Origin of the sequence: Actinomycetospora sp. (assembly GCF_036497585.1) — a bacterium.
Taxonomy (GTDB): domain Bacteria; phylum Actinomycetota; class Actinomycetes; order Mycobacteriales; family Pseudonocardiaceae; genus Actinomycetospora.
In genome coordinates this window covers 1-12,711 of the sequence record NZ_DASXJD010000204.1, presented here as the reverse complement: position 1 = coordinate 12,711, position 12,711 = coordinate 1, and the positions used below count along the sequence as shown (strand labels likewise).

12 protein-coding genes and 1 pseudogene are annotated in these 12,711 nt (G+C 75.4%); 3 read left to right on the top strand and 10 right to left on the bottom strand.

Annotated features, from left to right (window positions below):
* Window position 1: 1 nt before the first annotated feature.
* A complete protein-coding gene (locus VGH76_RS19815; RefSeq protein WP_331558440.1) occupies window positions 2-712 on the bottom strand; it encodes a (2Fe-2S)-binding protein in 711 nt (236 codons plus the stop codon).
* 139 nt (window positions 713-851) lie between these two features.
* Between VGH76_RS19815 and VGH76_RS19810 the strand changes: the two genes are divergently transcribed.
* Window positions 852-2,537 (top strand): hypothetical protein, encoded by a 1,686-nt coding sequence (locus VGH76_RS19810; RefSeq protein WP_331558439.1) that lies wholly within the window; start codon window positions 852-854, stop codon window positions 2,535-2,537.
* Here VGH76_RS19810 and VGH76_RS19805 read toward each other — a convergent pair.
* The 8 genes from VGH76_RS19805 to VGH76_RS19770 form a co-directional block, all read right to left on the bottom strand.
* The gene (locus tag VGH76_RS19805; RefSeq protein ID WP_331558438.1) at window positions 2,519-3,277 is read right to left on the bottom strand and encodes an urease accessory protein UreD; all 759 of its coding nucleotides are present in this window, start codon (window positions 3,275-3,277) and stop codon (window positions 2,519-2,521) included. The two genes, VGH76_RS19810 and VGH76_RS19805, sit on opposite strands and share 19 nt — an antisense overlap.
* The gene (ureG, locus tag VGH76_RS19800) at window positions 3,274-3,936 is read right to left on the bottom strand and encodes an urease accessory protein UreG (RefSeq protein WP_331558437.1); all 663 of its coding nucleotides are present in this window, start codon (window positions 3,934-3,936) and stop codon (window positions 3,274-3,276) included. Before ureG ends, VGH76_RS19805 begins: the two co-directional genes overlap by 4 nt.
* Window positions 3,926-4,750 carry an urease accessory protein UreF gene (locus VGH76_RS19795; RefSeq protein ID WP_331558436.1) on the bottom strand — a complete coding sequence of 275 codons (825 nt, stop codon included), beginning with the start codon at window positions 4,748-4,750 and terminating at the stop codon, window positions 3,926-3,928. Before VGH76_RS19795 ends, ureG begins: the two co-directional genes overlap by 11 nt.
* Window positions 4,747-5,265, bottom strand: coding sequence for a methylated-DNA--[protein]-cysteine S-methyltransferase (locus tag VGH76_RS19790; protein ID WP_331558435.1), 519 nt, complete (start codon window positions 5,263-5,265; stop codon window positions 4,747-4,749). Before VGH76_RS19790 ends, VGH76_RS19795 begins: the two co-directional genes overlap by 4 nt.
* A gap of 32 nt (window positions 5,266-5,297) precedes the next feature.
* Complete coding sequence (locus VGH76_RS19785; RefSeq protein ID WP_331558434.1) at window positions 5,298-7,373, bottom strand: urease subunit alpha; 2,076 nt, start codon at window positions 7,371-7,373, stop codon at window positions 5,298-5,300.
* Window positions 7,374-7,401: 28 nt separating this feature from the next.
* Window positions 7,402-7,704: an urease subunit gamma gene (locus tag VGH76_RS19780; protein ID WP_331558433.1), complete on the bottom strand. Its 303-nt coding sequence runs from the start codon at window positions 7,702-7,704 to the stop codon at window positions 7,402-7,404.
* Window positions 7,705-7,759: 55 nt separating this feature from the next.
* On the bottom strand, window positions 7,760-9,418 hold the full coding sequence (locus VGH76_RS19775) for a hypothetical protein (RefSeq protein ID WP_331558432.1): 1,659 nt from the start codon (window positions 9,416-9,418) through the stop codon (window positions 7,760-7,762).
* A 122-nt stretch (window positions 9,419-9,540) separates the two neighbouring features.
* Window positions 9,541-10,548: a cation diffusion facilitator family transporter gene (locus tag VGH76_RS19770; protein WP_331558431.1), complete on the bottom strand. Its 1,008-nt coding sequence runs from the start codon at window positions 10,546-10,548 to the stop codon at window positions 9,541-9,543.
* Window positions 10,549-10,712: 164 nt separating this feature from the next.
* On the opposite strand from VGH76_RS19770, the gene VGH76_RS19765 reads away from it, so the two are divergent.
* Window positions 10,713-11,264 (top strand): GNAT family N-acetyltransferase, encoded by a 552-nt coding sequence (locus VGH76_RS19765; RefSeq protein WP_331558430.1) that lies wholly within the window; start codon window positions 10,713-10,715, stop codon window positions 11,262-11,264.
* A gap of 10 nt (window positions 11,265-11,274) precedes the next feature.
* Entirely contained in the window at window positions 11,275-11,913 is a 639-nt protein-coding gene (locus VGH76_RS19760; RefSeq protein ID WP_331558429.1) for a class I SAM-dependent methyltransferase, read from the top strand.
* Window positions 11,914-11,943: 30 nt separating this feature from the next.
* On the opposite strand, the pseudogene VGH76_RS19755 reads toward VGH76_RS19760, so the two are convergent.
* Window positions 11,944-12,711: pseudogene (locus VGH76_RS19755) on the bottom strand (hypothetical protein); the annotation flags it as partial.

The window sequence follows — 12,711 nt, the reverse complement described above, 5'->3', positions numbered from 1 at the left end:
GTCAGCCGTTGAGCACGCAGTCGCCGCAGGTGCCACCGCCGGGGACCCGGTAGAACAGGCAGCAGGTGCGCCGGGCGAACCCGATCCCGGTGGGGTGCGAGGTGTCCTCGACGAAGCGCCCGAGGCCCTGCAGCGGCGGCTGACCGGCGATCGCGACGGCGAGGGCGACGGCCCGCGACGCCGTGTCCGGTCGTTGCGTCAGGAGCATCCGCAGCGCCCCGCCGAGCGACGAGGCGACGTTGCCCCAGGTCACCTGTTCCGAGACCGACGCCTGCGCGCCTGTGGCGTCGAGCACCGGGCGCAGCGTGGCGTCGATCTCGCCGGCGGCGGCCGCGGCGAGGTCGTCGGGTCCCGGGCCGTGCTCGACCGCCTCGGGACGCTCGATCCACAGCGGGGCGGGCCCGCCGGACCACGGCCGCCACTGCAGCCGGTCGTGCAGGCGGGGGACGACGCCGTGCAGCGTGGCGGTGCCGAGGACGAGGGCGGTGACGCGCGCCGAGACCGACAGCGACAGCAACGACGCGGCGATCCGCCGGGGCGCTCCGCCGAGTTGCTCGGCGACCTGGTCGACGCGCCGGTCGAGCACGTCGCCGGTGAACGTGTGGAAGGCCCGCCACGAGGGGTCGACGCCCTGCGCCGGACCGGTGGCGAGGGCGAAGAACCCGTCGAGGGCGGCGACGTCGTCCATCTCCCCGGTGAGGTCCGCGGCCATGTGCTCATCGTCCCGGACACGACGGGCAGTCACCGCGCTCACCCGTTCGGACCCCTTCGAGCGGCCGGGATGCGGTCGTCGGCGTGGCGTTCGTCGGCGTGCGGTCGGTGCTGTCGGGGTGATTCGTTAGGTTCGGCGCATGCTCGACTCAGGTCTGCGCTTCGCCTTCGCCTTCCTGCCGGCCGGCGTGGCGATCGTCGTCGGCCTCGTGCTGGCCGTGCAGCGTCGCCGGGTGCTGCCCGCGGTGTCCACGCCCGCGATCGCCGGCCTCGCCCTGCAGCTGGTGGCCGCGCTGCTGTCCGCCTCCACCGTCGTGGTGCTCCCGGCGCTGATCGGCTCCGGGTCGAGCGCGTCGAGCGTGCTCACCGCGTCGAGCCTCATCGGGGTCGTGACGGCGCTGCTCACGGTGCTCGGGTGGGTGCTGCTGCTGATCGCGCTGTTCCGTCGTCTGCCCGCGTCCGCCCCCACGGCGATGTCCGCGCCCACGCCGGCCGCCGGCCTCCCGGGTGCGCCGGTGCCGCCGGGTCCGCAGCGGCCGCCGTTCGGTCAGCCCCCGGCCGACGACGCGCCGACCGGGCGGCACGCCCTGCTCGACGAGCACGGTCAGGTGGTCGTCGCGCAGGAGGGCGTCCGCCTCTCGCCGCGCTCCGCGGCGCCGGCCGGAGGTGCCGCGGTCGGCGCCGCCGGGGCGGCGGGTGCCGCCGGAGCGGCGGCCGCCGCGGCCGGGCACGACGGAGACGCCCCCGACGACGACTCGACCCCGCCCACCCGGGCCGAGGAACTGCCGACCGAGGCGGTCCCGGTCGTCGGACACGTGAAGCCCGGGGCGACGCCGGAGGCCGACGCGCCCGACGAGGGTCCGGCGGGGGTCGACGAGGGCGCCGTGGGTGGGATGCCCACCGAGGTCCGCGCCGAGAAGGGCGACGCCGCGGGGCCGGTGCCCGACGCCGCCGTCGGTGGTGTCCCGACGGGTCCCGCTCGGCCCGGCGGTCCGGCGGGAGCCGGTGCCGCGGCGGGCCCCGGAGCCAGGGTGGCAGCCGCCGCCCCCGCGGGACCCGACGACGACGCGGCCACGGAGACCTTCCGGACCCACGGACCACGGCCCGCCGAGGGCCGTGCCGGGCCGGGGGCGACGCCCCGGTCCACGTCCCCCGCGGCGCCGGCGCCCGACCCGGGAACCGCCGACGTGGACGAGGCCGCCGTCGGGGGAACGCCCACGGCCGCGTCGGACCCACCGCCCGACCCGAGCGCCGTCAGCGTCGACGAGGGCGCGGTCGGCGGGGTGCCCACCGGCGCGCGGGCGGGCACGAACACCCCGGCCGGGGAGGACACCGCAGCCGAGGAGGACACCGCGGCCGGGGAGGACACCGCGGCCGGGGAGGACACCGCGGCCGACCGGCCCACGGGCAGCGGGCAGTCCCCCGAACCCGCGCACCGGCCCGAGACCGAGGACCCCGCAGCGACCGGACAGGACGCGGCGGGCGAGGGCGATCACGACCCCGCCGCCGGCACCGCGGCCGCCGCGAGCCCTGCCGGGACCGCCGCCCGGCCGGCCTCGGCCGCGCACGGCGGAGCGGGTAGCCTCTTCCGGCCGGCGTCGCCTGCAGTCCCGGAGGAGGCGGTCGACGGCACGCCGACCATCGCGCCCCGGCCCGACGAGGCGGACGAGGACGCCGACGACGAGGAGCCCGGCCCCGTCAGGTCCACCGCAGCGCAGGCGGCGGGCTGGTTCGAGCCGGTCACCAGCAGCCAGGAGGGCGGCTTCAGCGGTCCAGGGTCACCGCCCCCGGAGGCTCCGTCGGACGGTCACCACCAGGGCGACTGAGCAGCGGCCTCGCGGGCCAGGACCCCGGCGACCGCCCGCGTCGCGCCGACGGCCGTCAGCAGGCTCCCGGGCCCGGCGAGGGGCGTGCGGGCCCAGACGACCTCGTCGTCGTCCCCGCACTCCTCGCCGTCCGGGCCGGGATCGCCGAGGACGAGCAGCGACCCGACCGAGCGGGCGCCACCCGTCCCGCCGATGCCGGTCAGGGCGGCGTCGGCCCCGTCGAGCACCGTGGTCGCCGCCAGCACCGGCGCGTCACCGATCGACGCGCGCACCGTGGAGGCGCACCGCCCCCCGGCCTGCCCATTGCGGCCCAGGACCAGCTGCTCGACCACGCGTGCCCGCGTGCCCTCCGCCAGGTCGAGCCGGATCGAGGGCTCCCACACCGCGCCGTCGCAGACGACGGTCGGTTCCGGGTGCCAATCGAGCGCCGACCCGGCGGCCAGCTCGGCCTCGACCTCGAAGGACGCCGCGGCGTCGGGGTCCCGGCCGGGTTGCACCACGGTCGCGGCGGCGCTGCGGATCGCCAGCCGCTCCCCCGGGCCGAGCTCGACGTGCAGCCGCAGCCGGTCGCCGCCGAGGGGTCCGCCGCCGACGGCGACCACGTGCACGCGTCGTGGTCCGGTCCGCCGGAGCACGACCGGCGGCGCGGAGGCCCACGTCAGCCGGCCGTCGACCAGCCGCATCCGGGCCGCGGCCTCGACCGCGGACGTTCCGGGCACGGCCTCGACCACCGACGTCACGCGGGCACCGGCACCTGGGCGCGCACCCAGTCGACGACCTCGGTGATGGGCGCGGTCCGGACCGAGGTCAGCGCGGTCGGCTTCCCGTCGCGCACCCGCGCCGCGTCGGCCGCCATGCGCTCCGTGTCGGCACCGACGAGCGGGCCGAGGTCGACCTTGTTGATCACCAGGAGGTCCGCGCCCGCGACGCCCGGGCCGCCCTTGCGGGGCACGTCGTCGCCGCCCGCGGTGTCGATCACGAAGATCTGCCGGTCGACGAGCCCGTAGCTGAAGGTGGCGGTGAGGTTGTCGCCGCCGGACTCGACGAGCACCAGGTCGGGGTCGAAGCGCTCGACGAGGTCCTCGACGGCGTCGAGGTTGGCGGTGACGTCGTCGCGGATCGCGGTGTGCGGGCAGCAGCCGGTGCGGACGGCGACAATGCGCTCGGGCTCGAGGACGGCCTCGCGGCGCAGGAAGTCGGCGTCCTCGGTGGTGTAGATGTCGTTGGTGACGACGGCGACCGAGAGCTCCTCGCGCAGCACGCGACACAGCGCCGCGACGAGCGCCGTCTTCCCGCACCCCACCGGCCCGCCGATGCCGATCCGGACGGCCCGGCCGGCGTGCGGCGGGTGGTCGGGCGCGCCGCCGCCGAGGTCCTGGTCGTCGAGTCTATGAAGCAAAGAGGGCTCCTTCGGATCGGGCGTGCACCACGGCGAGCACCTCGGGCAGCGGCGTCGTCGCGGTGGGCAGGAGATCGGGCTCGTCCTCGGCGGCGGCGTCCGCTCCGACCCGGGCGGCCCGCTCGACGAGGCCGCTGTGCTCGTCGAGGGCGCGGGCGTGGACCCCAGCGAGCGCGAGCGGGTCGAGCCCGAGCAGCCGGACGCCGGCCGAGCAGACCTGGCCGACGAGGTGGTGGACGGCGAGGGCGGCGGCGGCGTGCGAGGACCCCCCGGCCGCGGCGGTGGCGACCCCGAGCACGAGGGCCTGGTGCGGGCGGGCGCCCAGCCCCTCGACGGGCGCGTGGGGCCAGGCGGCGCGCACGGTGCGCAGCATCGCCCGCCCCTGGGCCCGCGACACCTCCCGGAGCGCGGCGACCGGGGTGCGGGCGGACAGCGCGGCGTCCCAGCGCTCCCAGTCCGGGGCCGCGTCGGGTTTCGGCGAGGGGCGGCCCTTGCCAATAGAGTCGACCGAAGGTGCCCTTCGCTCAGAACCCGGTCGGGCCGGCGATTCCGACGAAGGGCGCCCCTCGCCCATAGAGTCGACCGAACGTGCCCTTCGCTCAGAACCGGGGCGCGCCGCGCCGACCAGGGCGCACGCCGCCGCCGCCCCCGCCGCGGTGACCAGCCCGGCCGTCGGGACCCGGCCCGCCAACCACGCGGCGACGTCGGCGGGGGTGCGCACCAGGCCACGGTGCACCGCGGCCTCGAGCCCCCCGGAGTGGGCGTGCCCGCCCGTGGGCAGGCGGGAGTCGGCGAGCAGCCAGAGCGCGGTCACGGCGCGAACAACACCGGCTCGCCACGCACGACGGCGGCCCCCTCCAGCTCGAGCAGGGCCCGCTTGCGGTCCGTGCCGCCGCCGTACCCGGTCAGCGAGCCGTTCGCCCCGACCACCCGGTGGCAGGGCACGACGATGCTGACCGGGTTCTTGCCGTTCGCCAGGCCCACCGCCCGCACCGCCGTGGGGGAGCCGATCGCGGCGGCCAGTTCGGTGTAGCTGCACGTCTCGCCGAAGGGGATCTCCCGCAGCGCGGCCCAGACCCGCTGCTGGAACTCGGTGCCGCGCAGCGCCACCTCGAGGTCGAAGTCCCGCAGCTCCCCCGCGAAGTACGCCGCCAGCTGCTCCCGTGCCGCGGGCACCGCGTCGGCCACCAGCCCCCCCAGCGCCTCGTCGGACGGGCCGTGCCGGTGCTCGGTCATGTACAACCCGTCCAGCACGCCGTCGAACGCCCGCAGCGTCAACGGCCCCAGCGGGCTGTCGTGCACCGAGTGCCGGACCTGTTCCCTCGTCACACCCGGCACCCTCGCAGACCCCACCGACAAACTCAGAACAGGAAGTAGCGCTGGGCCATCGGCAGCTCGCGCACCGGGTCGGGGTCGACCACGGAGCCGTCGACGCGGACGGTGAACGTCTCGGGGTCGACGGTGATCTCCGGGATGGCGTCGTTGTTCGGCATGTCCGCCTTGGCCACCGCGCGCGCCGAGCCGACGGGCACGAACCGCCGCCTCACGTCCACCCGGTCTGCGAGCCCGCCGTCGAGCGCGGCCTGGGTCACGAAATGCACCGAGGTCGCCGCCGGAGCCGACCCGTACGACCCGAACATCGGCCGGGACAGCTCGGGCTGCGGCGTCGGGATCGAGGCGTTGCCGTCTCCCATCCGCGCCTGGGCGATGACGCCGCCCTTCACGACCGCGTGCGGGCGGACGCCGAAGAACGCCGGGTCCCACAGCACGAGGTCGGCGAGCTTGCCGACCTCCACCGAGCCCACCTCGCCGTCGAGACCGTGCGCGATGGCCGGGCAGATCGTGTACTTGGCGACGTAGCGGCGCGCCCGCTCGTTGTCGTCCCCGCTCGCCTGCACCCCGGAGAGCCCGGTGACCCGCCGCTTGGCCGCGTGCGCGGTCTGCCAGGTCCGCAGCACGACCTCGCCGACCCGGCCCATCGCCTGCGAGTCCGAGCCGATCATCGAGATCGCGCCGAGGTCGTGCAGCAGGTCCTCGGCCGCGATCGTCGAGGCCCGGATGCGCGACTCCGCGAACGCCAGGTCCTCGGGGATCGACGGTGAGAGGTGGTGGCAGACCATGAGCATGTCGAGGTGCTCGTCGACGGTGTTGCCGGTGTGCGGGCGCGTCGGGTTGGTCGACGACGGCAGCACGTGCGGCTGCCCCGCGACGGTGATGATGTCGGGCGCGTGCCCGCCTCCGGCACCCTCGGTGTGGTACGCGTGGATCGACCGACCCGCGATCGCCGCGAGCGTGGAGTCGACGTAGCCCGCCTCGTTCAACGTGTCGGTGTGCAGCGCGACCTGCACCCCGGTCTCGTCGGCGACCCGCAGCGCGGCGTCGATCGCGGCCGGCGTCGCGCCCCAGTCCTCGTGCACCTTGAACCCGGACGCCCCGGCCAGGACCTGCTCGTGCAGCGCGTCCTCGCCGACGGTGTTGCCCTTGCCGAGCAGCGAGAAGTTGATCGGGGTGGAGTCGAGCGCCTCGAACATCCGCGCGAGCCACCACGAGCCCGGCGTCACGGTGGTCGCCTTCGTGCCCTCCGCAGGCCCGGTGCCGCCGGCGATCATCGTCGTGACCCCCGAGGCGAGGGCCTCGGGGAACTGCGTCGGGCTGATGAGGTGGACGTGGCAGTCGACGCCGCCCGCGGTGAGGATCAGCCCGTTGCCGGCGAGGATCTCCGTCGACGGCCCGATGACCAGCTCGGGCGCGACGCCGTGCATGGTGTCCGGGTTGCCGGCCTTGCCGAGCCCGACGATGCGCCCGTCGCGCACCCCGACGTCGGCCTTCACCACGCCCCAGTGGTCCAGGACGAGCGCGCCGGTGATGACGAGGTCCGCGGCGCCGTCGGCACGGGTGGCCCGCGACTGGCCCATCGACTCGCGGATCACCTTGCCGCCGCCGAACACCGCCTCGTCGCCGCCCCGCGGGCCGCGGCTGCGGTCCTCCTCGACCCGGATCGTCAGATCGGTGTCCGCCAGCCGGAGCCGGTCTCCCGTCGTGGGGCCGAACAGCTCGGCGTAGGCCTCGCGGCCGACCGACCAGCCGCTGCCCGGGGACCCGCCCTGCCGGCCCGCCGGGTCCTCGACGTCGAGCCGCAGGCCCGGCACCGTGCCGGAGCCGCCGAGCGCGACGAGGGTGACGTCCTTCTCGACGCCGGGCTCGAAGCGCACCGACGTGCCCGCGTGGATCGCGAGCCGCATGCCGGTGGCGGCCTCGCGGTCGAACGCCAGCGCCGGGTTGGTCGCGGAGAAGTGAACGTGCGAGCCGACCTGGATCGGTCGGTCGCCGGTGTTGGTGACGGTCAGGGTGACGACGGGAGCGCCCTCCCCGGTGACGACGTCGCCGTCGCCGGGGAGGAACGCGCCGGGTCCGTGGGCCGTGCCGCCTCCGCTCACGCCGATCCCCCGTCGCTCCGCTCGCCCCTCATTGGATCGGCTCGTGGACGGTGACGAGCTTGGTGCCGTCCGGGAAGGTGGCCTCCACCGCGACGCTCGGCAGCATCTCCGGCACGCCCTCCATGACGTCGTCGCGGGTCAGCACGTGCTGCCCGCCGGCCATGAGGTCGGCGACGCTGCGCCCGTCGCGGGCCCCCTCCAGGATCCAGGAGCTCAGGATCGCCACCGCCTCGGGATGGTTGAGCCGCAGCCCGCGCCCCTGGCGCTCCCGAGCGAGGTTCGCGGCCACGTGGAGCAGCAACTTCTCCTGTTCGTGCGGGGACAGCAGCACTCCCGGTGACCTCCTCGGCACGACGACGCAGCGGCGAGACTGTAGGTGCGCGGTGTTACGGCGATGTTGACGGCTCCGGCAGGACGTGGGCGCCGGAGCGGTCGGTCGAGAGGCACAGCGAGCAGACGTAGCCGCTGCCGGTGCCCGACGCCGTCATGTCAGGGCGCTCGAAGTCCTGCTCGCAGGACTCGCAGTGGAGCGTCTCCCCGGAGGGGTTGCCGTGCTCGTCGTGCATCGGCGCGGGGATCCCGTCGTCGACGCGGCGCAGGTAGTACCGGCCGCGGGTGGCGAGGGCGATGACCGGCGGGAGCACGAACGCGAGCACGATCGCGACCAGCGGCGCGTACGACGCCAGCGTGTCCCCGAGGGCGCCGAAGAACGCGAGGATCGACACCCCGGCCGCGATGATCATCGACCCGAAGCCGACCGGGTTGATCGCGTACAGCATGCCGCGGCGGAACTCGGGCTGCTTGGGCGAGATCCCCAGCACGTACTTGTTGATCGTGATGTCCGACGCCACGACCACGACCCACGCCATGCCGCAGTTCGCGTAGAAGCCGAGGATCGTGTTGAGGAAGTCGAACATGTTGGCTTCCATCAGGATCAGCGCGATCGCGAGGTTGACCCCGAGGAACACCAGCCGGCCCGGGTAGTGCTTCGCGACCCGGGTGAAGGAGTTCGTCCAGGCCAGCGAGCCCGAGTAGGCGTTGGTGACGTTGATCTTGATCTGGCTGATGACGACGAGGATCACCGCGAGGGTGAGCGCCAGCCAGGTCGGCATGATGTTCGTGTAGGTGACCAGGAACTGCTGCACCGGCTCGTTGGCGAACCCGGCCCCGCCGGCGACGTTCGCGATGAGGTAGACGGCCAGGAAGAGGCCGATCACCTGCTTCGCCGCCCCGAAGATCACCCAGCCCGGCCCGGCGAGCACCATCGCGCTCCACCAGCGCCGCGAGTTCTCCGGCGTGCGGGGCGGCATGAACCGCAGGTAGTCGATCTGCTCGGCGATCTGGGCGATGAGCGAGAGGCAGACGCCGGCCGCGAGCATCACCGAGCCGAGGCTCGGCGAGCCCTGGCCCTTCTCGCCCTGGTAGGCGAAGAACGTCGTCACCGACTCCGGGTGGCTGATCAGCAGGTAGACGAACGGCAGCACCATGAGGATCAGCCAGACCGGCGTCGTCCAGAGCTGGAGCTTGGAGAGCAGGCTCATCCCGTAGACCACCAGCGGGAAGATGATGATCGTCGAGACCGCGTAGCCGATCCACAGCGGGATGCCCAGCCCGAGCTGGAGGCCCTGCGCCATGATCGAGCCCTCGAGGGCGAAGAAGATGAACGTGAACGTCGCGAAGATGACGTTCGTGACCACCGAGCCGTAGTAGCCGAAGCCGCTGCCGCGGGTGATGAGGTCGAGGTCGAGGTTGTACCGGGCCGCGTAGTACGCCAGCGGGAAGCCGGACAGGAAGATCACGACCGCGAAGACCAGGATGCCCCAGAGGGCGTTGACGGTCCCGTAGGAGATGCCGATGTTCGCGCCGATGGCGAAGTCGGCGAGGTAGGCGATCCCGCCGAGCGCGGAGACGGCGACCATCCCCGTCGACCACCGTCGGTAGCTGCGGGGTGCGAACCGCAGCGTGTAGTCCTCGAGGGTCTCGTTGGCCTTCGCCGCGCCTGCCGGCGCCGACGACGCCTCCGCGGGTTCCACGTCCTGTGACACGCTGGTGTTCCTCCACGCCCCGCCCGGGATCGGCACCCCGATCGGGGCAGCCACCGAGCATCGTGCGTGAGCGGACGGTGAAGGCGTTTGCGGTGATGTCACCGCTTCGTTAACGCCTGCCGTCAGGGAAGCGGCCCGTAGCCCGGTGACGCGGGGACGCCCCGCGGCGGCGCGCAGTGCTCCTCGTGGTCGGCGTGGTCGGCCGTCTCGATCTGCAGCGTCGAGTGCTCCACCCCGAAGCGCTCGCGAAGCGTGTCCGCCGCGCGGTCGAGGACGCTCCCCCCGACGGCACGGCCCTCGCAGTGCGGCGTCGCGTGGTCGGCGACGACGAGGTGGGCCGAGGCGGCCGGAACGCGGTCGCTGATGACCCAGACGTGCAGGTCGTGGACCTCCTCGACGCCCGGGACCTCGGTGAGCGCGGCCCGGACCTCCTCGACGTCGACGCCGGGCGGGGCACCCTCGAGCAGCACGTGCGCGGTGGCCCGCAGCAGGGCCAGGGTGCGCGGCAGCAGGATCGCGACGATGACCAGCGAGGCCACGACGTCGGCGTAGGGCCAGCCCGTGAGCAGCAGGACGCCGGCCGCCACCATGACCGCGACCGAGCCGAGGGCGTCCCCGAGCACGTGCAGCGCGGCGCCGCGGACGTTGAGGTTCTCCCGGTCGCCGCCGGCGAGCACCGCGAGCGAGACGAGGTTCCCGACGAGGGCGACCGCGCCGAAGAGCAGGAGCGCGACGCCGGGGATCCCGGGCGGGGTGTCGGCGAGCAGTCGCTCGACGCCCTCGATCGCGACCCAGACGGTGACGGCGAGCAGCGCGAGAGCGTTGACCGCGGCGGCAAGCACCTCGGAGCGGCCGAGACCGAACGTCCGCCGGGCGCTCGGCGGGCGCTGCGCGAGCCGGGCCGCGACGACGGCCATCAGCAGCGCGGCGACGTCGGTGACCTGGTGGCCGAGGTCGGCGAGCAGCGCGAGCGAGCCGGTGAACCAGGCCCCCACGGCCCCGCTGAGCAGCACCAGTGCGGTGATGACGAGGGCGACGGTGAGGCGCCGGCCGTCGGCGTCGGTGCCGTGCGCGTGCCCGGCGTGGCCGCCGTGCCCGTGACCGTGGCCGGCGTGGCCTCCCTGCCCCATGGGCGCGACGATACATGCACGCATGCGCATGTCGTAACCGACGCGCGCCGTGTCCCGGCCTACACCGGCAGCGACAGCGTCGGTCCGAACGCCAGGGTCGCGAGGTGGTCGTGGGTCCCGCCGTCACGGTTCCACCAGGGCGGATCGGCACTAGCGTCCCGTCCGTGCAGGTCACGTTCCGCCCGGTCACCGGCCACGACTTCGGGCTGATCGGGCGCTGGCTCGCCGAGCCCCACGTCGCCCGCTGGTGGGCCCACGAGACCTCCCCGGAGGCGGTGGAGCGCGACTTCGGCCCCACGCTGCGCGGCGAGGAGCCGAGCGAGGACCTCATCGCGCTGCTCGACGAGGAGGACGGCGGGGGGCGCCCGCTGGGCCTGTGCCAGCGCTCGTTCTGGCACGCCTACCCCGACGAGGTCGCCGAGTACGCGCCCTACGTCCTCGTCCCGCCCGACGCGATGACGATCGACTACCTGGTCGGCGACCCCGACGACGTCGGGCACGGCCTGGGGAGCGCCCTCGTCCGCGCGCTCGCCGACGACACCTTCGCGAGCCACCCGAGCTGCGGGCAGCTGCTCGTCCCGGTCGCCGCCGGCAACGTGGCCTCGCAGCGGGTGCTCGTGAAGGCCGGCTTCGTGTTCGTCACCGTGGCGCGCGCCGCGCCGGACAACCCCGTCGACCCGCCGGAGCAGCGGGTCCACCGGCGGCTGCGGTCGTAGGGTGCGGCGCGTGTCCGGTCCCTCGTCGAATCCCTGGCTCGCGGTGACCGGCGGGAGCGCGGGTCCCGGCTACGCCGCCCGGTTCGCCGAGCTCGCCGCCGAGGGAGCCGACCTGCACGGCGAGGCCCGCCGCGTCGACGCCCTGCTGGCCGGGCTCGGCCGCCGCCCGGGCGACGTGCTCGACGCCGGCTGCGGCACCGGCCGCGTCGCCGCGCACCTCGCCGAGCTGGGCCACCACGTCGTCGGCGCCGACCTCGACGCCTCGATGCTCGCCGAGGCCCGTGCCGCCCACCCGGACCTCGACTGGCAGCTGGTCGACCTGTCGCGACTCGACCTCGGCCGCCGGTTCGACCTCGTCGTCGGGGCCGGGAACCTCTGGCCGCTGCTGACGCCGGGGACCCACGCCCGCGTCGTGGCACGCCTCGCCGCGCACCTGCGCCCCGGGGGCCTGCTGGTGCAAGGCTTCGGGCTCGACGCCGACCACGTGCCGTTCACCCTGCCCGACGGCGTGCCGTTCCCCGACCTGGTCGCCTACGACACCGCGTGCGTCGGTGCCGGGCTCACGCTGCGCGCACGGACCGCCGACTGGGACGGCCTCGAGCCCTACGACGGCGGGGGCTACGCGGTGAGCGTGCACGCCCTCGGGTGAGGTCGTCGTCTGGGACGGGGTCGGTCGTGCTCAGTACTGCCCGGGGGACGACCCGGAGCCCGAGGTCTCGGACCTCGTGGGCGTCGGCTCCGAGCTCGACGAGTGGTGGGTGCTGCCGTGCGACCCGGAGCCGGTCCCGGACCCCGAACCGGACCCGGAGCCCGACTGCTTCTCCGGGGCGTGCGCCACCGCGGCGACACCCGCAGCGTTGGCCGTCGCGGGCGCCGTCGTCGTGCTGGCGACGGCCGGCGCGACGGCCGGGGCGGCACCGCGACCGGTGAGCGCCGCGGCGGTGGCGACCCCGGCCGCGGCCAGGACCAGCGCGACCAGGGCGCAGATGACGCCGATGCGGATCCGGCGTCGCCGCGTCCGGGCGGCCTCCTCGTCGGTGGACTTCCCGAGCGACGGCGGGGCACTTCCGGCGGCCGCGGCCGCCGGTGAGTCGTCCGGCAGGAGCGACGTGCGGTCGTCGTCCTTGCCCGCCGGCGGTCCGCCCGGGGGCCGTCGTCCGCCCGACGGCGGCCCGCCCGACGGCGGCGCGGGCCGGTAGGGCCCGGCGGGCGCCGCCGCGAGGGGCACACTCCCCGGCGGCGGGCGCATCCCCCGCACGCCGGCCGAGGGCGGGCCCACGGCGGGGAGCCGCGCGGAGCGCTGGCCGGGGTCGGAACCCGGGGACGACGGCGTCCGGGTCGGCCGGGCGACCTTCTCCGTCGCTCCCGGGGTGACGGCGGCCGCGCCGGCCGCCGGGGTCGCGGGCGTCGCCGGGGCACGCCCGGGAGCGCGTCCGCCCCCGGCCAC

Excerpts from the sequence above, each read along its gene's own strand:
- VGH76_RS19815 (WP_331558440.1), bottom strand. The coding sequence starts at position 712 with ATGGCCGCGGACCTCACCGGGGAGATGGACGACGTCGCCGCCCTCGAC.
- VGH76_RS19770 (WP_331558431.1), bottom strand. The coding sequence starts at position 10,548 with ATGGGGCAGGGAGGCCACGCCGGCCACGGTCACGGGCACGGCGGCCAC.
- VGH76_RS19810 (WP_331558439.1), top strand. The coding sequence starts at position 852 with ATGCTCGACTCAGGTCTGCGCTTCGCCTTCGCCTTCCTGCCGGCCGGC.